Source organism: Cellulomonas humilata (genome assembly GCF_013359775.1).
GTDB classification, from domain to species: domain Bacteria; phylum Actinomycetota; class Actinomycetes; order Actinomycetales; family Cellulomonadaceae; genus Cellulomonas; species Cellulomonas humilata.
On record NZ_JABMCI010000068.1, the window covers coordinates 228,483 to 250,411 of the forward strand.

Annotated in this window: 18 protein-coding genes and 1 pseudogene; 15 read left to right on the forward strand and 4 right to left on the reverse strand. The window is 72.6% G+C overall.

Going from position 1 to position 21,929, the window contains the following annotated elements:
• Positions 1 to 24 precede the first annotated feature (24 nt).
• On the reverse strand, positions 25 to 1,344 hold the full coding sequence (locus HP550_RS16050; protein WP_175348679.1) for an aminotransferase-like domain-containing protein: 1,320 nt from the start codon (positions 1,342 to 1,344) through the stop codon (positions 25 to 27).
• Positions 1,345 to 1,588: 244 nt separating this feature from the next.
• On the opposite strand from HP550_RS16050, the gene HP550_RS16055 reads away from it, so the two are divergent.
• The 11 genes from HP550_RS16055 to HP550_RS16105 all read left to right on the forward strand — a co-directional run bounded on the left by HP550_RS16055 (position 1,589) and on the right by HP550_RS16105 (position 14,443).
• Positions 1,589 to 2,437 carry a nitrilase-related carbon-nitrogen hydrolase gene (locus HP550_RS16055; RefSeq protein ID WP_175348680.1) on the forward strand — a complete coding sequence of 283 codons (849 nt, stop codon included), beginning with the start codon at positions 1,589 to 1,591 and terminating at the stop codon, positions 2,435 to 2,437.
• A 16-nt stretch (positions 2,438 to 2,453) separates the two neighbouring features.
• Positions 2,454 to 3,872 (forward strand): dihydropyrimidinase, encoded by a 1,419-nt coding sequence (hydA, locus tag HP550_RS16060; RefSeq protein WP_175348681.1) that lies wholly within the window; start codon positions 2,454 to 2,456, stop codon positions 3,870 to 3,872.
• Between the two features lie 13 nt (positions 3,873 to 3,885).
• The gene (locus tag HP550_RS16065) at positions 3,886 to 4,914 is read left to right on the forward strand and encodes a TIGR03842 family LLM class F420-dependent oxidoreductase (RefSeq protein ID WP_175348682.1); all 1,029 of its coding nucleotides are present in this window, start codon (positions 3,886 to 3,888) and stop codon (positions 4,912 to 4,914) included.
• Entirely contained in the window at positions 4,911 to 5,846 is a 936-nt protein-coding gene (locus HP550_RS16070) for an ABC transporter permease (protein WP_175348683.1), read from the forward strand. Before HP550_RS16065 ends, HP550_RS16070 begins: the two co-directional genes overlap by 4 nt.
• Complete coding sequence (locus HP550_RS16075; protein ID WP_175348684.1) at positions 5,843 to 6,634, forward strand: ABC transporter ATP-binding protein; 792 nt, start codon at positions 5,843 to 5,845, stop codon at positions 6,632 to 6,634. Before HP550_RS16070 ends, HP550_RS16075 begins: the two co-directional genes overlap by 4 nt.
• The gene (locus tag HP550_RS16080; protein ID WP_175348685.1) at positions 6,631 to 7,392 is read left to right on the forward strand and encodes an ABC transporter permease; all 762 of its coding nucleotides are present in this window, start codon (positions 6,631 to 6,633) and stop codon (positions 7,390 to 7,392) included. Before HP550_RS16075 ends, HP550_RS16080 begins: the two co-directional genes overlap by 4 nt.
• Before the next feature lie 63 nt (positions 7,393 to 7,455).
• Complete coding sequence (locus HP550_RS16085; RefSeq protein ID WP_175348686.1) at positions 7,456 to 8,616, forward strand: ABC transporter substrate-binding protein; 1,161 nt, start codon at positions 7,456 to 7,458, stop codon at positions 8,614 to 8,616.
• A 64-nt stretch (positions 8,617 to 8,680) separates the two neighbouring features.
• A complete protein-coding gene (locus tag HP550_RS16090; protein WP_175348687.1) occupies positions 8,681 to 9,985 on the forward strand; it encodes an aspartate aminotransferase family protein in 1,305 nt (434 codons plus the stop codon).
• 39 nt (positions 9,986 to 10,024) lie between these two features.
• A complete protein-coding gene (locus HP550_RS16095; RefSeq protein WP_175348688.1) occupies positions 10,025 to 10,789 on the forward strand; it encodes an SDR family oxidoreductase in 765 nt (254 codons plus the stop codon).
• Between the two features lie 43 nt (positions 10,790 to 10,832).
• Entirely contained in the window at positions 10,833 to 12,635 is a 1,803-nt protein-coding gene (locus HP550_RS16100; RefSeq protein WP_175348689.1) for an ABC transporter transmembrane domain-containing protein, read from the forward strand.
• A complete protein-coding gene (locus tag HP550_RS16105) occupies positions 12,632 to 14,443 on the forward strand; it encodes an ABC transporter transmembrane domain-containing protein (protein ID WP_175348690.1) in 1,812 nt (603 codons plus the stop codon). Before HP550_RS16100 ends, HP550_RS16105 begins: the two co-directional genes overlap by 4 nt.
• Before the next feature lie 7 nt (positions 14,444 to 14,450).
• On the opposite strand, the gene HP550_RS16110 is transcribed toward HP550_RS16105, so the two are convergent.
• The 3 genes from HP550_RS16110 to HP550_RS16120 all read right to left on the reverse strand — a co-directional run bounded on the left by HP550_RS16110 (position 14,451) and on the right by HP550_RS16120 (position 18,102).
• Positions 14,451 to 16,514, reverse strand: coding sequence for a PQQ-dependent sugar dehydrogenase (locus HP550_RS16110; protein ID WP_175348691.1), 2,064 nt, complete (start codon positions 16,512 to 16,514; stop codon positions 14,451 to 14,453).
• Positions 16,515 to 16,649: 135 nt separating this feature from the next.
• Positions 16,650 to 17,405, reverse strand: a complete 756-nt coding sequence (locus HP550_RS16115) for a MerR family transcriptional regulator (RefSeq protein WP_175348692.1) — start codon at positions 17,403 to 17,405, stop codon at positions 16,650 to 16,652.
• A 34-nt stretch (positions 17,406 to 17,439) separates the two neighbouring features.
• Positions 17,440 to 18,102, reverse strand: coding sequence for an HAD hydrolase-like protein (locus HP550_RS16120; RefSeq protein ID WP_175348693.1), 663 nt, complete (start codon positions 18,100 to 18,102; stop codon positions 17,440 to 17,442).
• Positions 18,103 to 18,141: 39 nt separating this feature from the next.
• Here HP550_RS16120 and pnuC point away from each other — a divergent pair, with 39 nt between their 5' ends.
• The 4 genes and pseudogenes from pnuC to HP550_RS16140 form a co-directional block, all read left to right on the forward strand.
• Positions 18,142 to 18,789 carry a nicotinamide riboside transporter PnuC gene (gene pnuC, locus HP550_RS16125; RefSeq protein WP_343048216.1) on the forward strand — a complete coding sequence of 216 codons (648 nt, stop codon included), beginning with the start codon at positions 18,142 to 18,144 and terminating at the stop codon, positions 18,787 to 18,789.
• Complete coding sequence (locus HP550_RS16130) at positions 18,786 to 19,844, forward strand: AAA family ATPase (RefSeq protein ID WP_175348694.1); 1,059 nt, start codon at positions 18,786 to 18,788, stop codon at positions 19,842 to 19,844. Before pnuC ends, HP550_RS16130 begins: the two co-directional genes overlap by 4 nt.
• Positions 19,841 to 21,439, forward strand: coding sequence for a MoxR family ATPase (locus HP550_RS16135; protein WP_175348695.1), 1,599 nt, complete (start codon positions 19,841 to 19,843; stop codon positions 21,437 to 21,439). The genes HP550_RS16130 and HP550_RS16135 overlap by 4 nt, the downstream gene beginning before the upstream one ends.
• Positions 21,436 to 21,929, forward strand: a pseudogene (locus HP550_RS16140) (hypothetical protein); the annotation flags it as partial. The gene HP550_RS16135 and the pseudogene HP550_RS16140, both read left to right, overlap by 4 nt.

Here is a 21,929-nt window from a genome sequence, read left to right on the forward strand (position 1 = left end):
GTGGAGGGGCTGGTCAGCCGTGGATCAGGGTGCCGCGGCGAGCGCGAGGGCGCGGCCGACGTCGTCGACCTCGGAGCCGAGCAGGCCCACCGTGACGCGGACGTGGGCGGCCGTGGAGCCGTCGCCAGAGAACGGGGTGCCGGGGGCGACGCGGATGCCCGCGGCCTCCAGGCGGACGAGCGCAGTGCGTTCGTCGTGCACCGGGAGCCAGAGGTTGATGCCGTCGCCGGGGTCGAGCGCGACGTCGTGCGTGGCCAGGACCTCGCGCAGGGCGCGGCGGCGCGCGAAGTAGACGCGGCGGGCGTGGGCGACCGCCTCGATGGCTCCGCTGTCGGTGAGCAGGTCGACCAGGACGTGCTGGAGCAGCCGGCTGGTCCACCCGGGGCCGAGCATGCGGCGCGCGACCAGGGCGTCGAGGACCGCGGCCGGGCCGCCGACCGCGGCGATCCGCAGGTCGGGGCCGTGCGACTTGGAGTAGGAACGCACGTGCACCACGCGGTCGGGCAGCAGGGCGCCCAGGCTGACGTCCCGCGCGGACGCGATCTCGCCGGAGTGGTCGTCCTCGACGACGAGGGCGTCGTGCCGGCGCAGGACGGCGGCGAGCTCGCGCGCCCGGGTCGACGTCAGGCTCACGCCGGTCGGGTTGTGCGCGCGGGGCTGGAGCACGACGACGCCCGCACCGCCGGCCAGCGCCTTGTCGAGCTCGTCGGGGCGCATGCCCTGTCGGTCGAGCGTCACGGGCACGCGCTCCAGACCGAGCTGGTCCAGCAGGTCGAACAGGGGCGGGAAGCCGGGTTCCTCGACGGCCACGCGCGACCCGTAGACCGCCACCTGCTCGAGGGTCCGGCTGATGGCGTCGAGGGCGCCGTCGACCACGGTGATCCGCTGCGGCGCGAAGGGCCAGGACTCGCGCAGGACCACCTCGAGCGCGGGCACGACCGGGGAGGCGAGGTAGGCGCCGGTGTCCGCGGCGGGGCGGTGCAGCGCGACCCGGGCCAGGGCCGGACCGATGGGGGGCAGCAGCTCCGGGTCGGGCGTGCCGGTCGACAGGTCGATCCGGGCGGGGGCGCCCCCGGCGAGGTCGCGGTACCGCGGCGGCAGCCAGCTGGCCGGCGGGGGGAGCACAACCGTCCCGGCCCGGCCGCGCGACGTGACGATGCCGACGGCGGCGAGCGCCTGCCACGCGCCACTGACGGTCGCCGGGCTGACGCCCAGGTCGGCGGCGAGCACCCGCACGGTCGGCAGCCGGTCGCCGGGTCGCAGGTCGCCGCCGCGCACCAGCCGGGCCACGGTCGCGGCGATGCCACGCGGGCTGCGGTCGTCCACGTGGGCGGCGAGGTCCATGCGCGCCAGGATGCACGCCCGACCGGACACATCGGGACGTTGCGCGGCGAGGTCCCGGACGGGGGTCCAGATGTTTACGTGGGCGCCCTCGATGTTCGCGCCCAGGTAACGCGCGGTAACACCGCAGAAATGTTCAACCCGGACAGTCACATTCCAGGCTACGGTGCCAAGAACGGGCACTCCGGCGCCGCGTGAGGCTCCGAGGCCGTTCGACGAGGGAACTCGAGAACACTGAGGAGTCCACATGACTGTCGTACGCGTCGCGTTCACCCAGGCCACCTGGACGGGTGACAAGGAGTCGATGACTGCGCTCCACGAGGCGTGGACCCGCGAGGCCGCCTCGCAGGGTGCGCAGATCATCGCGTTCCAGGAGCTGTTCTACGGCCCGTACTTCGGGATCACCCAGGACACCGCGTACTACGACTACGCCGAGTCAGTGCCCGGGCCGACGACCGAGCGGTTCGCGGCGCTGGCCAAGGAGCTCGGCATCGTCATCGTGCTCCCCGTCTACGAGGAGGAGCAGCCCGGCGTCCTCTACAACACGGCGGCGGTGATCGACGCGGACGGCAGCTACCTCGGCAAGTACCGCAAGCACCACATCCCGAACCTGCCGAAGTTCTGGGAGAAGTTCTACTTCCGCCCCGGCAACCTCGGCTACCCGGTGTTCGAGACCGCGGTCGGCAGGATCGGCGTGAACATCTGCTACGACCGGCACTTCCCGGAGGGCTGGCGGGTGCTGGCGCTCAACGGAGCCGAGATCGTGTTCAACCCCAACGCCACCGCGCCCGGCATCTCCAACAAGCTCTGGGAGATCGAGCAGCCCGCCGCGGCCGTGGCCAACGGCTACTTCGTCGTCGCCAACAACCGCGTGGGCCTCGAGGACAACGAGTACGGCGACGAGGCGGTCAACTTCTACGGCTCGTCGTACGCGGTCGGTCCCGACGGCAACTACGTGGGCGAGGTCGGCTCGTCCAGCGAGAACCAGCTGATCATCCGCGACCTGGACCTCGACCAGATCCGGATCGTGCGCGAGCGGTGGCAGTTCTTCCGCGACCGCCGGCCGGACGCGTACGGCCCCATCGTGGCTCCGTGAGCGAGGAGGTCCAGCCATGACGACCCTCATCACCGGCGGCACCCTGGTCAGCGCGACCGGGCGGACGGCCGCGGACGTGCTCATCGACGGCGAGACCATCGCCGCCGTCCTGACCCCGGGCTCGACCCTGCTCGGGCACGACCTCGCGGCGAGCGTCGACCAGGTCATCGACGCGACCGGCAAGTACGTGATCCCCGGCGGCATCGACGCGCACACCCACATGGAGCTGCCGTTCGGCGGCACCAACGCCTCGGACACGTTCGAGACCGGCACCCGCGCCGCGGCGTGGGGCGGCACCACGACGATCATCGACTTCGCTGTCCAGCGCACGGGGGAGCGCGTCATGGACGGGCTCGGTGCCTGGCACGACAAGGCCGCCGGGAACTGCGCGATCGACTACGGCTTCCACCAGATCGTCGGCGGGGTCGACGAGGACTCGCTCAAGGCGATGGAGGGCCTGGTCGCCGAGGGGGTGTCCAGCTACAAGCTGTTCATGGCCTACCCGGGGGTCTTCTACTCCGACGACGCGCAGATCCTGCGGGCGATGCAGAAGGCCGCCGACCTCGGGCTGCTCACGATGATGCACGCGGAGAACGGCCCGGCCATCGACGTGCTCGCCGCGCAGCTGGTGGCGCAGGGCAAGACCGACCCCTACTACCACGGCATCGCACGCGCGTGGCAGCTCGAGGAGGAGGCCACGCACCGGGCGATCATGCTGGCCGACGTGACGAACGCGCCGCTCTACGTCGTGCACGTGAGCGCCAAGCAGGCCGTCGCGCAGCTGGCGTGGGCGCGCGACAACGGCAAGAACGTGTTCGGCGAGACCTGTCCGCAGTACCTGTACCTCAGCCTCGAGGAGCAGCTGGGCGCGCCCGGCTTCGAGGGCGCCAAGTGGGTGTGCTCCACGCCCTTGCGCTCGCGGGCCGAGGGTCACCAGGAGCACATGTGGCAGGCGCTGCGGACCAACGACCTGCAGATGGTCTCCACCGACCACTGCCCGTTCTGCATGAAGGGCCAGAAGGACCTCGGCGTCGGCGACTTCCGGGCCATCCCCAACGGGATCGGCTCGATCGAGCACCGGATGGACCTGATGTACCAAGGGGTCGTCACCGGCCAGATCACCCTCGAGCGGTGGGTCGAGCTCACGTCGACGACGCCCGCGCGGATGTTCGGGCTGTACGGCAAGAAGGGCGTGATCGCCCCGGGGGCCGACGCCGACGTGGTGGTCTACGACCCCGCCGGGCACACGTCGATCGGGGTGGGCAAGACGCACCACATGAACATGGACCACTCCGCGTGGGAGGGCTACGAGATCGACGGGCACGTCGACGTCGTCCTGTCGCGGGGGTCCGTCGTGGTGGACGAGACCGGCTACCACGGGCGCGCCGGGCACGGGAAGTACGTGCCGCGCGGCCTGTCCCAGTACCTCCTGTAGAAGGGCTCACCACATGGACTTCGGCGTCGTGCTGCAGACGAACCCGCCCGCCTCGCGCACGGTCGAGCTGGCCCGCCTGGCGGAGACCCACGGGTTCAGCCACGTCTGGACCTTCGACTCGCACCTGCTCTGGCAGGAGCCGTTCGTCATCTACTCGGCGATCCTGGCGGCCACCCGCAAGGTGATGGTCGGGCCCATGGTCACCAACCCCGCCACGCGCGACTGGTCGGTGATCGCCTCGCTGTTCGCCACCCTGAACGAGATGTACGGCAACCGGACCATCTGCGGGATCGGGCGCGGCGACTCGGCGGTGCGGACCCTGCACGGCAAGCCGTCCAACCTGGCCACCCTGCGGCAGTCGATCGAGGTGATCCGCGAGCTGGCCAACGACCGCCCGGCCTACCTGCACGGCGCCAAGGTGCAGTTCCCGTGGTCGCGGGGTTCGGCGCTGGACATCTGGGTCGCCGCGTACGGCCCGCTGGCGCTCAAGCTCACGGGCGAGGTGGGCGACGGGTTCATCCTGCAGCTCGCCGACCCCGACATCGCCGCGTGGACCATCAAGGTGGTGCGCGACGCCGCCGAGCAGGCGGGCCGGGACCCCGACGCGATCCAGTTCTGCATCGCTGCCCCGATGTACATCGGCGAGGGTTCGCCCGACAGCAGAGCGCACATGCGCGAGCAGTGCCGCTGGTTCGGCGGCATGGTCGGCAACCACGTGGCCGACATCGTGTCCCGGTACGGCGCCGACTCCTCCGTGCCCAAGGCGCTGACCGACTACATCGAGGGCCGCCAGGGCTACGACTACAACCAGCACGGCCGGGCCGGGAACACGCACGCCGCGTTCGTGCCGGACGAGATCGTCGAGCGGTTCTGCATCCTGGGCGACGCGCAGGAGCACGTCGAGAAGCTCGAGGCCCTGCGCGCCCTCGGCGTCACGCAGTTCGCCGGCTACCTCCAGCACGACAACAAGGAGGAGACGATGCGCGTGTACGGCGAGCACGTCATCCCCGCGCTCGCGACGCCGGTCGTGGCCACCGCATGACGGATCTCGCGACGACGCTCGCACCGGAGCGCACGGCGCCGGTGCCCGTCCGCCCGCGCGAACGCTCCGCGGTGGGCCGACGGGTCCTCGTCGGCGTCCTCGCCGTCCTCGTGCTCGTCGCGCTCTGGGAGCTGGTCAAGGTCGTCGTCCCGGACGCGGGGGGCCACCTCGGCGAGGCGAGCGTGCTGCCGCGCACCGACGACCTGGCGATGCCGCACGTGTGGACGATCGTGGATCGGGTGCTCGACCCCGAGACGTCCGCGGCCGGATCGCCCACGGTGCTGAGCGCGATGCTCTCCGCGTGCTGGTTCACGCTCCGGGTTGCGCTCGCGGGCTGGCTGGTGGGGTCGGTCGGCGGGCTCCTGCTGGCCGCCCTGATGCAGCGCTGGCAGCTGGCGGAGGCCGCGCTGGTGCCCTGGGTGGTGCTCAGCCAGACGGTCCCGCTCATCGCGCTGGCACCCCTGGTGGTCGGCTGGGGTGGTCGCATCCACCTCGGCGAGCTCGAGTGGCAGCGGTGGATGTCGGTGGCGCTCATCGCGAGCTACCTGGCGTTCTTCCCGGTGACGATCGGTGCGCTGCGCGGGTTCCAGTCGCCCCCGGCCGCGCAGGTGGAGCTCTTCCGGGCCCAGGCGGCCAGCTGGTCGCGCACCATGCGCTCGCTGCGCCTGCCGGCCAGCGTCCCGTACCTGCTGCCGGCCCTGCGGCTCGGTGCCGCGACCGCGGTGGTCGGCGCGATCGTCGCCGAGGTGTCCACGGGCACCAAGGGCGGGATCGGGCGGCTGATCATCGGCTACGCCCAGTCCGCCAGCGGCGACCCCGCCAAGCCGTGGGCGGCGATCATCGCGGCCGCGCTGCTCGGGTTGGTCGCCGCCATGCTCGTCTCCCTGCTCGGGCTCGGCCTGGGTCGCTACCGGTACGCGGAGGTCAGATGAACGCCGTCGAGGCTCGTGGCGTGGGGAAGGTCTTCGCCTCCCGGTCGGGAGACGTGCACGCCCTGGAGGGAATCGACCTGACCGTCGCCGCGGGGGAGTTCGTCTCCTTGATCGGCCCGTCGGGCTGCGGCAAGTCGACCCTCCTGCGCCTGATCGCGGACCTCGACACCCCGACGAGCGGCGAGCTCACCGTGTTCGGCAAGACCCCGCAGCAGGCCCGCGAGGCCCAGGACTACGGCATCGCGTTCCAGCAGGCGGGGCTCCTGCCCTGGCGCACCGTCACCGCCAACGTCGAGCTGCCCCTGGAGCTGCACGGCATCGGCAAGGCCGAGCGGGCGACCCGCGCGGCCGAGCTGCTCTCGCTGGTCGGGCTCGACGAGTTCGCGGGGCACTTCCCGCACCAGCTGTCCGGCGGCATGCAGCAGCGCGTCGCGATCGCCCGGTCGCTGGCGGAGCGGCCGAGCCTGCTGCTCATGGACGAGCCGTTCGGCGCGCTCGACGAGATGACGCGCGAGCGCATGCAGACCGAGCTGGTGCGGATCTGCGCGGAGAGCGGTGCGGCGGTCGTGTTCGTCACGCACTCGATCCCCGAGGCGGTGTTCCTGTCGCAGCGGGTGGTCGTCATGTCACCGCGGCCGGGGCGCATCAGCGCGGTGATCCCGGTGAACCTCGGCGACGAGCGCGGGGAGGACCTGCGGGAGGACGCCTCGTTCTTCGCGGCCGTCACCGCGGTGCGCGAGGCGCTGCACGGCACCCCGGTGACCGCGCGAGGGGTGGACCTGCGATGACCGCCGCCTCCGTCCGCCGATGGGCCGCGCCGGTCGTGCTCGGCGTCGTCGCGCTGGCGATCTGGCAGGCGTTCGTCGTCGGTGCCGGCATCAAGCCGTACCTGCTGCCGAGCCCCACGGCGATCGTCGAGCAGCTGCTCCTGGTGGTCCCGCTGGTGTGGTCCGCGGCGCTGGCGACGGGCATGAACGTGCTGGTCGGGCTGGTGGTCGGTGCCGTGGTGGCCATCCTCGCCGCGATCGTCGCGGCGCGCAGCCGGATGGCCGACACGCTCCTGTCGCCCACCGCGGCGGCCCTGTCGGTGATGCCGATCGTGGCGCTCGCCCCCGCGCTGAACACCATGTTCGGCACCACGTCGACCACCCCGCGCCGGGTCGTCGTGTCGGTCGTGGTGTTCGCCCCGGTGTTCGTCAACACGCTGCGCGGCCTGCGCCAGGTCCAGCCCGTGCACCGCGACCTGCTCAAGGCGTACGCCGCGACCCCGCGCCAGATCACCCGCACGGTGACCATCCCCGGTGCGCTGCCCTACCTGTTCACCGGCCTGCGCATCGCGTCCTCCACCGCCGTGATCGCGGCCATCGTCGCGGAGTACTTCGGTGGCCTGCAGAACGGCCTGGGCTCCCGGATCACGTCGGCGGCGTCGAACAGCGCCTACGCGCGGGCCTGGGCGTTCGTGCTCGGCGCCATCTTGCTGGGACTCGTGTTCTACCTCGCGACCCTCGCGCTCGAGCGCGCCGTCGCGAGGCGTCAAGGGGGCTAGAACGTCCGCCTGCCACCGCAGCCAGGCCGGCCGATATCCGCACAGCCAACGAGAGGGAGAACGATGAGACTCACCAGGCGTACTGCGTGGGGCGCGGCCGCGGTCGGCGTGACTGCCGCGCTCGTCCTGTCCGGATGCAGCTCGGGCAGCGGCGACGAGCCCGAGGACGAGCCGGCGATGAGCTCTGAGGTGCTCATCCCGGTCAAGCTCCAGCTCCAGTGGTTCACCCAGGCCCAGTTCGCCGGCTACTACGCGGCGATCGACCAGGGCTACTACGTCGACGAAGGCCTCGACGTCCAGATCATCGAGGGCGGCACGGACATCGTGCCGCAGTCGGTGCTGGCCGACGGCTCGGTCGACTACGCGATCGCGTGGGTGCCCAAGGCGCTGGCGTCGCGTGAGCAGGGCGCCGGCATCACCGACGTCGCCCAGATCTTCCAGAAGTCCGGCACCCTCCAGGTCTCGTTCGCGGACAAGGGCATCTCCACCGCGGCCGACCTCGAGGGCAAGACGGTGGGCAACTGGGGCTACGGCAACGAGTTCGAGCTGTTCGCCGGCATGACCGCGGCAGGCCTCGACCCGGCCACCGACGTCACGCTGGTCCAGCAGCAGTTCGACATGAACGCGTTCCTGGCGGGCGACATCGACGCGGCCCAGGCCATGACCTACAACGAGTACGCGCAGCTGCTCGAGGCCGAGAACCCGGACACGGGCGAGCTGTACACGGCCGACGACTTCACGGCGATCAACTGGAACGACGAGGGCACGGCGATGCTCCAGGACGCCATCTGGGCGAACTCGGAGAAGCTCGCGTCCGACGAGGAGTACCAGGAGACGACCGTCAAGTTCATCAAGGCGAGCCTCAAGGGCTGGATCTACGCGCGCGACAACCCGGAGGAGGCCCGGGACATCGTCGTGGCCCAGGGCTCGCAGCTGGGCAACAGCCACCAGCTGTGGCAGACCAACGAGATCAACAAGCTGATCTGGCCGTCGCCGGACGGCATCGGCATGATCGATGAGGACGCGTGGACGCAGACCGTCGACGTGGCCCTCACCACGAAGAACGACCAGGGGGCCACGGTCATCACGACCGAGCCCGATGCCGAGGCGTACACCAACGAGTACGTGGAGCAGGCCCTGGCCGAGCTGGAGGAGGAGGGCGTCGACGTGTCCGGCGAGGGCTTCGAGCCCATCGACGTCACACTCGAGGCCGGCGGCAACTGATCCGTCGCGCGCGGGCGTCGACACCGGCGCCCGCGCGCGGTCCGCACCACCGAGGAGAGGCACCATGAGCACCGACGACGACGCCACCGCGCTGCGTCTCGACCGCGACCACGTCTTCCACTCGTGGTCGGCGCAGGCGCACCTGAACCCGCTGGTCATCGCGGGCGGGCTGGGGTCGACCGTGTGGGACCACGCGGGACGGCGGTACCTGGACTTCTCCAGCCAGCTGGTGAACACGAACATCGGGCACCAGCACCCCAAGGTGGTCGCGGCCATCCAGGAGCAGGCGGCGACGCTCACCACCGTGGCGCCGGCCACCGCCAACCTCACGCGCGGGCGGGCCGCCGAGAAGATCCTGAGCCACGCACCGGCGGGGTTCTCGTCGGTGTTCTTCACCAACGGCGGGGCCGACGCCAACGAGAACGCGATCCGCATGGCCCGCCTGCACACCGGCCGGGACAAGGTGGTGTCGGCGTACCGGTCGTACCACGGGAACACCGGCGCGGCCGTGGTGGCGACGGGGGACTGGCGGCGCGTGCCCAACGAGTACGCCCGCGCGCACGTGCACCACTTCGGTCCCTACCTGTACCGCTCGGAGTTCTGGGCGACCACCCCGGAGCAGGAGTCCGAGCGCGCCCTGCACCACCTCGAGCGCGTGATCCAGGCGGAGGGCCCGACGTCGGTCGCGGCGATCCTCCTGGAGACCATCCCCGGCACAGCCGGTGTGCTGGTGCCGCCGCCGGGGTACCTCGCCGGTGTCCGCGCGATCGCGGACCGCTACGGCATCCTGCTCATCCTCGACGAGGTGATGGCGGGCTTCGGCCGCACCGGCGAGTGGTTCGCGTTCGACTCGTTCGACGTGGTCCCCGACCTGATCACCTTCGCCAAGGGCGTCAACTCCGGGTACGTGCCCGCGGGCGGCGTGATCCTCAGCGAGCCGATAGCGACGACCTTCGACGACCGGGTGTTCCCCGGCGGGCTCACCTACTCGGGCCACCCGCTCGCGATGGGCTCGATCGTCGCGGCGCTCGACGCCATGGCCGACGAAAGGATCGTCGAGAACGCCGCCGCCATCGGCAGGGACGTGCTCAGACCCGGGCTGGCGGAGCTGGCCGAGAAGAACCCGCTCGTCGGCGAGGTGCGCGGGCTCGGGGTGTTCTGGGCCGTCGAGCTGGTCAAGGACCAGGCCACGCGCGAGCCCGTCGACGCCGCCCTCATGGGACGCATCAAGGCCGGCGCGCTGGCCCGCGGGCTGCTCCCGTTCCTCGCGGACAACCGCGTGCACGTCGTCCCGCCCTGCGTCGTCACCCCCGACGAGGCCGCCACCGGTCTCGGACTGCTGACCGAGGTGCTCGCCGAGGTCGCCTAGCCTTTCTGCCCGTCCACCACCAGCACTGGAGCCTCCTGCATGAGCACAGCCACGCCCCGACCCCGTCGCGCCCTCGTCACGGGGGCGTCCTCCGGGATCGGCGCCGCGACCGTCCGCCGCCTGCGCGCGGAGGGCTGGGACGTCGTCGCGACGGCCCGCCGCGCCGACCGCCTGGCCGTCCTGGCGCAGGAGACCGGCGCGGAGACGATCGTCGCGGACGTCACCGACGACGCGGACGTCGCACGCCTCGCGGCCGAGGTGGCCGACGGCGGTCCCCTCGACGTGCTGGTGAACAACGCGGGCGGCGCGTTCGGGCTGGATCCGGTGGAGTCGGCCGACCTGGAGCACTGGCGCCAGATGTACGAGCTCAACGTCCTGGGAACGCTGCGCGTCACGCAGGCGCTCCTCCCGCAGCTGCGCGAGGGCGAGGGCGGGGACATCGTCGTGGTGACCTCGACGGCGGCGCACGGCACGTACGAGGGCGGTGCCGGCTACGTGGGGGCCAAGCACGCGGAGCGCATGCTCGCGACGACGCTGCGCTGGGAGATCCTCGGCGAGCCCCTCCGGATCATCGAGATCGCGCCCGGCGCCGTGGCCACCGAGGAGTTCTCGATGGTCCGCTTCGACGGGGACAGCGAGCGGGCCGCGGCCGTCTACGCCGGGTACGAGCCGCTGGTCGCCGACGACATCGCCGACGCCATCGCGTGGTCGCTCAGCCGGCCCGCACATGTCAACGTGGACCTGCTGGTGGTCCGCCCGCGGGCCCAGGCCAGCAACAACAAGGTGGCCCGCACCGGGGTGTGAGATGGGCCGGGCACCTGTCGGAGGTCGTCCGTAGGGTGGTCGGGTGCCCACCCCTGAGTCGACCACCCGGGTGCTCCTGCGCCTGCGCCACTGGGCGCGGCCGGCGCTCCCGCGCATCGCGCTCGGTGGGCTGACCGCCCTCGGCGCCAGCCTGCTCGCGCTCGCGGTGCCGCAGGTGCTGCGCGTGATCGTCAACGGCCCCCTGCTCACCGCGGGGTCGCAGCGCGGGGTGGTCCTCGGCGCGCTGGTCGTGCTGGGCCTCGGGGTGCTCGAGGCGTTCCTCGTCTGGTGCCGCCGCGCACTGCTGCTCACCCCGGGCACGGGCGTGGAGCGGGACATGCGCACCGACCTGTTCCGGCACCTGCTCGACCTGCCGGTGGAGTTCCACGACCGCTGGTCCGGCGGGCAGCTGCTGTCCCGGATCATGTCGGACCTCGGCACCATCCGGCGCTGGACCGTCTTCGGGCTCACCATGCTGGCCGTCAGCTCCGCGACGCTGGTCGTCGGGATCGGGCTCATGCTCGCCACCAGCTGGGTGCTCGGCCTGGTGTACCTGGTGGGCGCGGTGCCCATGATCTGGCTCGGCTTCCGGTTCCGCGAGGACTACAAGGTGGTCGCCAGGCAGGCCCGTGACCAGGCCGGCGACCTCGCGACCACCGTCGAGGAGTCGGTGCACGGGATCCGCGTGCTCAAGGCGTTCGGTCGCGGCGACGACGCGCTCGACGACTTCGTCCGGCAGGCGGACGACCTGCGGACCACCGAGGTGCACAAGGCGAGGACGCTCTCCCGCGTCTCGTTCGCGCTCGGCGCCATCCCGGAGGCGATCCTCGCGGTCGCGCTCGGGTTCGGCGTGGTGCTCACCTCCCGCGGGGAGCTGAGCGTGGGCGCCCTCGTGGCCTTCTTCGCCACGGCGGCGGTGGTGAACGGCCCCGTGGAGCGGCTCGGCATGCTGCTCGCGATGACGCTCGACGCCAAGGCCGCGACGGACCGGTACCTCCAGGTCATGGACACGGCGTCGACCGTCCGGGACCCGCAGGATCCGGTCGCGCTTCCCGCCGCCGACCCCGCCGGCTCCCGCGTGGAGCTGTCTGGGGTGCACTTCGTGCACCCCCGCGGCGGCTCGGACATCCTCGCGGGCATCGACCTCGTGCTGGAGCCGGGCGAGACCATGGCGCTCGTCGGGCTGACCGGCAGCGGCAAGACGACCCTGCTCCAGCTGGTGCCGCGCCTCTACGACGTCACGGCGGGGAGCGTGCGGATCGACGGCGTCGACGTCCGCGACCTCACGCGCGCCGACCTGCGCTCGGCTGTGTCGATCGCGTTCGAGGACCCCATCCTCTTCTCCGCCTCCGTCCGGGAGAACGTGCTGCTGGGCACCGACCTGACCGGTCCGGCGGCGGACGAGCTGGTGCGCGAGGCCCTCGACGTGGCCCGTGCGGGGTTCGCGTACGACCTGCCCGACGGCCTCGACACCGTGATAGGCGAGGAGGGCCTGAGCCTGTCCGGGGGCCAGCGCCAGCGCGTCGCGCTCGCCCGCGCGATCGCCGTCCGACCCCGGGTGCTCCTGCTCGACGACCCGCTGTCCGCGCTCGACGTCACCACCGAGACGGCGGTCACGCTCCGGCTGCGCCGGATGCTCACCGGCACCACGACGCTCGTCGTCGCGCACCGCCCGTCGACGGTCGCGCTGGCCGACCGGGTGGCTGTGCTCGAGGACGGCCGGATCACCGGGGTCGGCCGCCACGAGGACCTGCTGTCCTCCCACCCGCACTACCGGTACGTGCTCACGGCGCTGTCGGCGCTGGACGACGCACAGCCCGACGAGCTCGCGGAGGTGCGGCCGTGAGCGTCCTGACCTCGGAGGCCTTCGGCGTCGAGACCACCCGCGAGGAGTCGCGGCGCATCCGGCGACGGTCGCTCGGTCTGCTCCGCTCGCTGCTGCGGCCGGTCGCGGGTGCGGCCTGGGCGACCGCGGCACTCGTCGTCGGCTCCCAGCTGGCCGCCGTTGCCGGGCCGGCGCTCGTGGCCTACGGCATCGACCAGGCCCTCCCCGCGCTCACCGCCGGCGACGCGCAGCCGATCACCCTGGCGACCGCGGCGTACCTGGCCGCCGCGCTGCTCGGCGGGCTGCTCACGGCCGCGACCGTGCGGGCATCGGCCCGGGTGAGCCAGACCATGCTGCTCGACCTGCGGCGCCGCGTGTTCCGGCACACCCAGCGGCTCAGCCTCGAGTTCCACGAGACGTACACGTCGGGCCGGATCATCTCGCGCCAGACCTCCGACGTGGACGCCCTGCGCGAGCTCCTGGACGGCGGCGTGACCACGCTCGCGTCCGGGGTGCTGGCCATGCTGTTCACCGCCGTCTCGCTCGTGCTGCTCGACTGGCGCAGCGGGCTGGTGCTGCTCATCGCGGTCGTGCCCGGCGTCGTCCTCACGCGGTGGTTCCAGGTGCGCTCGCAGGTCCAGTACCGCAAGCAGCGGACCGCGGCGGCCCGGCTCATCGTGCGGTTCGTCGAGACCATGACGGGGATCCGGGCGGTGCAGGCGTTCCGCCGGGAGCCCCAGGTCGGCGGCGTCTACGGCGGGCTGGCGGAGGACTACCGCGAGACGAACGCCCGGTCGATCCGGCTCAACGGCGTGTTCGACACCGGGCTCACCCTGATCGGGAACGTCACGGTCGCGGCCGTGCTGCTGGTGGGCGGCCTGCGCGCGCTCGACGGGGCCCTCGAGGTGGGGGTGCTCGTCGCGGCGGTGCTCTACGCGCGGCGCTTCTTCAACCCGCTCCAGCAGATCGGGATGTTCTACAACTCCTTCCAGTCGGCCACGGCCGCGCTGGAGAAGGTCGCCTCGCTGCTGGCCGAGGAGCCGACGGTGCCCGAGCCGCTCCACCCGGCGCGGCTCGTCCACGCGCGCGGTGACGTGCGGTTCGAGGACGTCGAGTTCGGCTACGGCACGGGTCCGACCGTCCTGCCGCAGATCGACCTGCACGTGCCGGCCGGGCAGTCGATCGCGCTGGTGGGGGAGACGGGCGCGGGCAAGTCCACGATCGCCAAGCTGCTGGCCCGGTTCTACGACGTGCGCGCGGGCGCGGTCCGGCTCGACGGGCTGGACCTGCGCGAGATCGACCCGGTCGACCTGCGCCGGGCGGTCGTCATGGTGACGCAGGAGGCGTACCTGTTCTCCGGGTCCGTCGGCGCGAACATCGCGCTCGGCAAGCCCGAGGCGACGCCCGCGGAGATCGAGGCCGCCGCCCGCGCGGTCGGCGTGCACGACCTCATCGTGTCCATGCCCGACGGGTACGCCACCGAGGTGGACAAGCGCGGGGTGCGGCTCTCCGCCGGCCAGCGCCAGCTGGTGTCGTTCGCGCGCGCGTTCCTGGCCGACCCCGCCCTGCTGATCCTCGACGAGGCGACCAGCTCGCTGGACGTGCCGGGGGAGGCGCTGGTGCAGCTGGGGCTGCAGACCCTGCTGGCCGGCCGCACGTCGGTGGTCATCGCCCACCGGCTGTCCACGGTGATGGGGTCGGACCGCGTGCTGGTCATCGAGGGCGGCCGGATCGTCGAGGACGGCTCACCGGACGCGCTGGTGGCGGCCGGCGGCCGGTTCGCGGACCTGCACACCGACTGGCAGCGCTCGCTGCGCCGGTCGACGTAGAGCCCGCTCAGCTGCCCAGTGTGACCCGGAAGATCCGCTCGTTGCTGTTGTTCGGCACGCTGTCCTTGTCCCCGGTGGTCGTCGTCGTGAGCCACAGCCCGCCCCCGGGCGCCGCCTCGACCGTGCGCAGCCGGCCGTAGGTGCCGCTGAAGAACGTCTGCACGTTCGTCAGAGAGCTCCCGCTGATGACCGCGCGGTACATCCGGGCGCCGCGAGCGCACGCCACGTAGAGCGCGTCGCGGACGATGGTGATCCCGGAGCAGGACCCCTCGGACGTCGGGTAGGTCCGCTTGGGCGCGACGAACCCAGCGGTCCCGCACGTGCCGGACGTGCCCTCGCAGGCGGGCCAGCCGTAGTTGCCGCCCTTGACGATGAGGTTCGTCTCGTCCATCACGGAGTTGCCGAACTCCTGCTCCCAGAGTCGGCCCTGCGAGTCGAACGCCAGGCCCTGCGGGTTGCGGTGGCCGTAGCTCCACACGTAGTTGCCGAACGGGTTGTCCGACGGCACCGTCCCGTCCGGGTTGAGCCGCAGGATCTTGCCCGCGAGGTTCGAGGTGTTCTGCGCGTTGTCGCCGTTCTGGGCGTCGCCGGTGGCCGCGTAGAGCTTGCCGTCCGGACCGAACCGCAGGCGTCCGCCGTCGTGGAACTTGTTCCGCAGGATCCCGCTGACCAGCACCTGCTCGGTGCTGGTGTCGAGCACGCCGTTCACCAGCTTGATGCGCACGATCCGGTTGTCGGTGGGGGAGGTGTGCATCAGGTACACCCACTGGTCGGTGGCGAACGTCGGCGACAGGGCCAGGCCGAGCAGACCGCCCTCGCCGTCGGTGCTCTGCACGTTGGGGACGGTGCCGACGCTCGTCTTGACGCCCGTCGTCGGGTCGAGCCGGACGACGTCGTGCGCGTCGCGACGCGTGTAGAGGATCGAGCCGTCCGGGAGCGTGTCGAGGCCCCAGGGGATGTCGGTCTCGGTGCCTACCTGCGTCACGCCGCACACCGCGGTCGCGCAGGCCGCACCGGTGGTCACCGAGGTCGCCGCGCTCGCGGCGGAGGCGTTGCCCTGGGCGTCGCGCGCGACGACGGTGTAGGAGTACGTGGTCGCCGCTGCGAGCCCGCTGTCGACGAACGTGGTGACCGGTGGCGTCCCGGTCACCGTGCCGACGGCGGTGCCGCCGCGCCGCACCTCGTACGTCCGGACCCCCACATCGTCGGTCGACGCCGCCCAGCCGAGCGTGACGGTGGTGCCGGAGACCGAGGCGGTGGGCTTCCCGGGCGTGGTCGGTGCCTGCGTGTCCGCCTGGCACTGCGGGACGGTGATCGTGACCGTGGAACTGGCCTGCGACACGTTCCCGGCCGCGTCGCGGGCGTTCACGTAGAGGCCCCAGACCGCACCGGGGACCACGGGCAGGCTGGTCGACAGCGTGCTGCCGCTCACCGAGGTCATGAGCTGGCCGTCGTGGTAGACGTCGTAGAACCGGACCCCGACCGCATCCGTCGAGGCGTTCCAGGCGAACGTCACGCCGCTGCAGGTCAGGTTGCTGACCCGCGGGCTGCCGGGAACGGTCGGCGCCGTCGTGTCGCTGGTGCGCAGCGACGTGGTCCAGCTCTGGTTCGTCTGCCCGTTGCACGTCCACAGGCCGACCGCGGTGCCGTTGGCGGTCCCGCGCCCGGTGACGTCCAGGCACAGCCCGGACTGCACCCCGACGATCGTGCCGTTGGTCTGCAGCGCCCATTTCTGGTTCGGCCCACCGTTGCACGGGTAGATCTGCACGACCGCGGGTGCCGTGGTGTCCTGGCCGGCGACGTCGAGGCAGGTGGCGGCGTCGTAGACCTGCAGCTCGCCGGCCGTGGTCAGGGTCCACGCCTGGTTGGCGCCGCCGTGGCAGTCGTAGATCGACACGCCGGTCTTCGCGGTCCGCGCCGCCCCGGACACGTCGAGGCACCGGCCGGAGCCGACGCCGACGACGGTGGCGGGACCGGCGACGACGGCGGCGGGCGCCGGTGCGGCGAGGGTGACGACGAGCGCCGCCGTGGCGACCAGGGCCGCCGGGATCCGTGTGAGCGTCCACCGCATGGTCTGCTCCTGCCGGGCCGTCGGGAGGGGTGCTGGGCGACCGTCCAGTCATCGCCGGGTGTCACTCTGTCGCACCTCGGGCCAACTCGCACGGCGGGAGGCCCGTCAGGACGACGGACCTCCCCTCGGGCGCTTCTACAGGTGACGCGCCGCGTACTCGTGCAGCGCGTCGCGGACGAACGTCGCCCCCTGCTCACCGCCGTAGTTCTCCGCGAACCGCGGGTCGGCGACGTACATCTCCGCCAGCCCCACCACGTAGTCCTTCACGGGGGTCGACCCGTGCCCCGGTGTTCCCGGGATGCTGCCGAGCCACGCGACGTGCCGCGCAGCGAGCGCCTGGGCCTCCTCGGACGTGGGGTCCGCACCGGCGGCCGCCGCGGCGCCCCACTCGGTGGCGAGCCGTGCCGTCGTCGCCTTCCACGCGGCGCGTTCCTCGTCGGTCATCCCGCGCCACCAGGCGTCGGACGTCGCGTACGCGTCGGCGCCCCAGCGGCGCTCGACCTCCTCCTTGTGCTGGGTGTGATCGAACCCGTCGAACATGTCCTCGGCCATGAGTGGCCCTCCGTTCTCCCGTGCGGTGATGGTCCGCTCGACCGAGGCGGCCTGTCGCTCCAGTCGTCGCTGCTCGCTGCGCAGCCAGTCGAGGTGGTGGCGCAGGGCAGCCGTCTCGTCCTGCTCCCGGTCGAGCACGCGCCCGATGTCCGGCAGCCCGAGCCCCAGCCCGCGCAGCAGCAGGATCCGCTGCAGCCGGACCAGTGCCCCGTCGTCGTACCAGCGGTACCCGTTGTCGCCGACGCGGCTGGGCTCGAGCAGCCCGATCGCGTCGTAGTGCCGCAGGGTGCGGCTGGTGGTGCCCGTCAGGCGGGCCACCTCCTGGATCGATGCCTCCATGCCGACCACGGTAGGAGTTGACGTAGCGTCAAGGTCAAGCGGCAGCGGCGACCATTCTGCGCAGCACGGCGGCGGTCAGCTCGGACGGTGTGCCGACGACCTCGGCGACGCCGGCGGCGACCAGCTCGCCCGGCGAGGCGTAGCCCCAGGTCACCCCGATCGTCTCGATGCCGTGCGCCTGTGCGCCGTGCACGTCGTGCTCGCGGTCGCCCACCATCACCAGGGGGTGCGCGTCGGGGTGCGCGGCCAGCGCGTCCGCGATGACGTCCGCCTTGGTAGAGGTCGACTCGTCCACCGGGGCGCCGAACACGCCGTCCACCAGCGCGCCGATCCCGAACGCGTCGCAGATCGGGTCCGCGTAGATCTGCGGCTTCGAGGTGGCGACGACCAGGCGCAGCCCGGCCGCGCGCAGCCGCGTGAGCACCTCGGGGATGCCGTCGTACACGCGGTTGTCGCGGATCATCCCGTCGACGAACACCTCCCGGTACGCCCGGACCGCCTCGCTGACCCGGTCCTGCGGGACCCCGTGCGCGGGGAAGCTCTGCGTGATCGGCGGCCCGACGAACGAGCGGAGCGTCTCCGGAGTCGGGACGGGAAGGCCGAGGGTGCGGTACGTGGTGGCGATCGCCGCGGTGATGCCGGGCGCGGAGTCGGTCAACGTTCCGTCGAGGTCGAGGAGCACGAGGGGAGTGGTCACGCGTCCGATGATCCCCCGTGGTCGCGGGACGCCCGACCGGTGTCCGCCACCTACGCTGGCGCCCGTGACGACCACCGACACCCGACCGGCCGGCTGACCGCGGTGGGGTGGGTCGAGATCCTCGGCTTCGTCACGGGCGCGGTGTGCGTCTGGCTGGCGGCCCGCGAGAACGTCTGGAACTTCCCCGTGGGGATCGTCAACACGGGTCTGTTCCTCGTCCTGTTCACGTCCGCGGGGCTGTACGCCAACGCCGGGCTGCAGGTCGTGTACCTCGTGCTCAACGGGCTGGGCTGGTACTGGTGGCTGCGTGGCGGGCAGGACAAGGGCGTCCTCGAGGTGCGGCGGACGCCGCGAACCGTGTGGGTCGTCGGGGCGGTGGCGGTGGTCGTGCTGACCGCGGGGCTCACGGTGCTCCTGAGCAGCGCGTCCGTCGCGCCGTTCTGGGACTCGCTCACCACGTCGCTCAGCCTCGTCGCGCAGCTGATGATGGGCCGCAAGTGGCTCGGCAGCTGGGCGGTGTGGATCGTCACCGACGTCCTGCTCGTGGGCCTGTACGCGAGCCAGGGGCTGTACCTGACCGCCGTGCTCTACGCGCTGTTCATCGGCCTGTGCGTGCAGGGCGCCCGGCGCTGGCGGCGCGCTCTGCCCGCGCCTGCCGAGCCGCTCGAGACGGTGGCGGTCGGGTGACGCACGGGCTCGTGATCGGCAAGTTCTACCCACCGCACGCGGGGCACCTCGCGCTCGTGCGGGCGGCCCTGTCCCGGTGCGACCGGGTGACCGTCCAGGTGCTGGGCACCTCCCGGGAGAGCCTCCCGCCCGAGCTGCGCGCGTCGTGGTTGCGTACGGAGCTGCCGGGTGCGCACGTCGTCGCGGCACTCGACGAGACACCCGTCGACTACGCGAGCGAGCATGCCTGGGAGGCGCACACGGCTGTGATCCGCGGGCTCCTCGACGCGCCGGTCGACGCGGTGTTCACCTCCGACGGGTACGGCGCGGAGCTGGCGCGCCGGCTCGGCGCGACGTGGGTGCAGGTCGACCCGGGCCGTCGTGCCACCCCGGTCTCCGGGAGCGCGGTCCGGGCCGACCCGGCGCGCTACTGGTGGGCGCTGCCGGCCCCGGTCCGCGCCTGGTACGTGCGACGCGTCGTCGTGACGGGTGCGGAGTCGACCGGGACGACGACGCTGGCCGACGCCCTGACCGCCCACTTCGGCCTGCCCACGGTCGCCGAGTTCGGCCGCGAGTGGACCGTGAGCCGTCCGGGAGGCCCGACCGCCCCCTGGCACACCGCCGAGTTCGACCTGGTGGCCCGCGAGCAGGCCCGGCGCGAGGACGACGCCGCAGCCGCGACAGCTGTCCCGCTGCTCGTCTGCGACACCGACGTGCTCACCACGACCGTCTGGCACGAGAGGTACGTCGGCCACCCGTCGCCGACCGTCGGCGCCCTCGCGGCCGGGCGTGTGCCGGACCTGTACCTGCTCACGGGGGACGAGATCCCGTTCGTGCAGGACGACACCCGCGACGGCGAGCACCTGCGGCACGCGATGCAGGACCGGTTCCGCGAGGTCCTCGCGGCCCAGCCGGCGCCGTGGGTCGAGCTGCGCGGCACCTGCGCGGAGCGGCTGGAGCGGGCGATCGCCCTCGTCGACCCTCTGCTGGAGACCCCGCGGATGCTCGCGGAGCCCCTCGAGGAGCGCAACGGGGACCAGCAGCCGGTGAGCGGTCTGCGAGACTCCGTCGCGTGACCGACACACCCCACGACCTCGGCCAGGTGTCGGCGGCGCCCACCCGCGCCGGTGCACGGAGCGCCCCAGCGGACCGGCTCGACCTGGACGTCGACCAGCTCTTCGCCGACGCGGACGGATCTGTCGCGGTCGCGGGGCCGGCACCGCTGGACGAGAAGCTGCGGCAGGCCTACTTCTGGATGGTCAACCACGCGATCATCAGCCCGCACTACGACGTCGAGTTCCACGACGTGACCCGACCGCGCACGCACTTCCGCCTCGGCGACTCCAAGGCGGAGGTGGACCTGCCGACCGACCAGTCGTACTCGTCGTTCGTCCTGCTGCCCCTGCTCACGTTCGCGGTGCGGGGCCGGTGCCTGCTGGTCGGCGGTCCCGGCCGCGGCAAGACCGCCAGCGCGATCCTCATGGGCGTGCTCGCGGGCTACCCGGTGCGGGACGTGCGGCGCGCGATGCAGCACGGGCACCCGCAGCTGACGGTGCAGGACATGTTCGGCACACCGCTGCCGCGGGACCTCGTCGCCGCGGAGAGCCTCGCGGACATCGAGGTCGCCTGGCGGTCGTGGCTCGGGCTGCGGGTCAAGATCGTCGACGAGTACAACCGCATCCCCACCCGGACGCAGTCGGCACTGCTCACCGTGCTCGCGGACGGCTACGTGGAGGTGTTCGACCAGGTCTACGAGACGGGCGCCGCGGCCTGGTACCTGACCGCGAACGACGACGCCGGCGGCGGCACGTTCCAGGTGGTCGACGCCCTGCGCGACCGCATCGACGTCGTCGTCAAGGCGCTCTCGTTCAACTCCCGCTTCGTCGCCGACCTGGTGGACCGCGCCGAGCGCGGCGTGCGCCCGGAGGAGAACGTGCCGCCGGCCATCGTGTTCGACGCCGACGAGCACGAGCGCCTGCACCGCGAGGTCGTCGCCGTGCCGATCCCGGTGCCCGTGCGCCGGCGGCTGGAGTACTTCGCGGCACAGCTGGAGCTCCTGGAGCGTGCGGCGCGGCAGCTGGAGTACCGCACCAAGGACACCGCGCGCCTCGCCGGGCAGGACCCGCACCTGCTCGCCGCGCTGGACACCGGCCGCGACCAGCGTGCGGACATCGGCGCGCAGACGCTCAACGGGCTGTCCGTGCGCGCCCTCCAGTCGCTCGTCGCCTACGCCAAGGCCATGGCCTACTTCCGCGGCAACGCCGAGGTCACGCTCGACGACCTGCGCGCGGTGGTGCCGTTCGTCCTGCACGACAAGCTCCAGCCCGACCTCCAGTCGCCCGCGTTCGACGACCCCGAGCGCGAGGCGCTCCGGACGGACCGCGTGTCCTGGATCCGGGACCTGTTCGACACCGCGTGCCGGCAGTACGACGCCGAGGGGCTGGACACCGACGACCCGGTCGGCGCCATCCTGGCCGAGCTGGCGACGGGCCTCGACGGGCTCGCGGAGGCCGAGGTGCGTCGACGGCTGGCTCAGATCGAGGGCGTGCTGTCCGGGTGGGAGGACGCCACCAAGCTGCACGGCAGCCTGTTCGAGGACGCGCTCGCCCTGAAGTACGCCCACCAGCGGTACTCGTCGTACCTGTCCTGGCTCCGGTGGAGCGGCGCGTGAGCGACGGCGTCGACCGGGGGTCGGCGTTCGGTCGGTGGCTGACGGCGGACCGGGCCGCGGTGGACGTGCTGCTCGCCGGGGCGCTCGCCCGCGGGGGCGACCGCGAGGCCGTGCGGGCGGCCGTCGTGGCCGTGGCCGGCGCGTTCCGGGGGGTCGACGAGCTCGACCCGGGCCTCGGGCGGGCGCTCGTCGCCCACGTGGCCGACCTGGCCGCCCGAGGTCGGTGGCGCGCCGACGGACCCGACCGGGCGGTGGTGCTGGACGTGCTTCCCCGGCTGACCGGGCTGGCGCACAGCCAGCCCACGGCGACCGTCGACGCTGTCGCCGCGGCGGGGCGGACCGTGGCGCGCACCGGTGACCTGGCACTGTTCGGGTCGCTGCTCGCCGCGGTGCCCGCGGTCGAGGACCCGTCCGTGGTCCGCGCGACCGTGCTCGTCGCGTCGTGGCGCTCCGGTGCCGCGCGCTACCGCACGGCCGCGCTGCGGGAGGC

What these genes read in the sequence shown, in the direction of transcription:
- HP550_RS16110 (WP_175348691.1), bottom strand. Translation starts at nt 16,514, where the DNA reads ATGCGGTGGACGCTCACACGGATCCCGGCGGCCCTGGTCGCCACGGCG.
- HP550_RS16080 (WP_175348685.1), top strand. Translation starts at nt 6,631, where the DNA reads ATGACCGCCGCCTCCGTCCGCCGATGGGCCGCGCCGGTCGTGCTCGGC.
- HP550_RS16065 (WP_175348682.1), top strand. Translation starts at nt 3,886, where the DNA reads ATGGACTTCGGCGTCGTGCTGCAGACGAACCCGCCCGCCTCGCGCACG.
- HP550_RS16085 (WP_175348686.1), top strand. Translation starts at nt 7,456, where the DNA reads ATGAGACTCACCAGGCGTACTGCGTGGGGCGCGGCCGCGGTCGGCGTG.
- HP550_RS16070 (WP_175348683.1), top strand. Translation starts at nt 4,911, where the DNA reads ATGACGGATCTCGCGACGACGCTCGCACCGGAGCGCACGGCGCCGGTG.
- HP550_RS16115 (WP_175348692.1), bottom strand. Translation starts at nt 17,405, where the DNA reads ATGGAGGCATCGATCCAGGAGGTGGCCCGCCTGACGGGCACCACCAGC.
- HP550_RS16055 (WP_175348680.1), top strand. Translation starts at nt 1,589, where the DNA reads ATGACTGTCGTACGCGTCGCGTTCACCCAGGCCACCTGGACGGGTGAC.
- HP550_RS16095 (WP_175348688.1), top strand. Translation starts at nt 10,025, where the DNA reads ATGAGCACAGCCACGCCCCGACCCCGTCGCGCCCTCGTCACGGGGGCG.
- HP550_RS16075 (WP_175348684.1), top strand. Translation starts at nt 5,843, where the DNA reads ATGAACGCCGTCGAGGCTCGTGGCGTGGGGAAGGTCTTCGCCTCCCGG.
- HP550_RS16090 (WP_175348687.1), top strand. Translation starts at nt 8,681, where the DNA reads ATGAGCACCGACGACGACGCCACCGCGCTGCGTCTCGACCGCGACCAC.
- HP550_RS16050 (WP_175348679.1), bottom strand. Translation starts at nt 1,344, where the DNA reads ATGGACCTCGCCGCCCACGTGGACGACCGCAGCCCGCGTGGCATCGCC.
- hydA (WP_175348681.1), top strand. Translation starts at nt 2,454, where the DNA reads ATGACGACCCTCATCACCGGCGGCACCCTGGTCAGCGCGACCGGGCGG.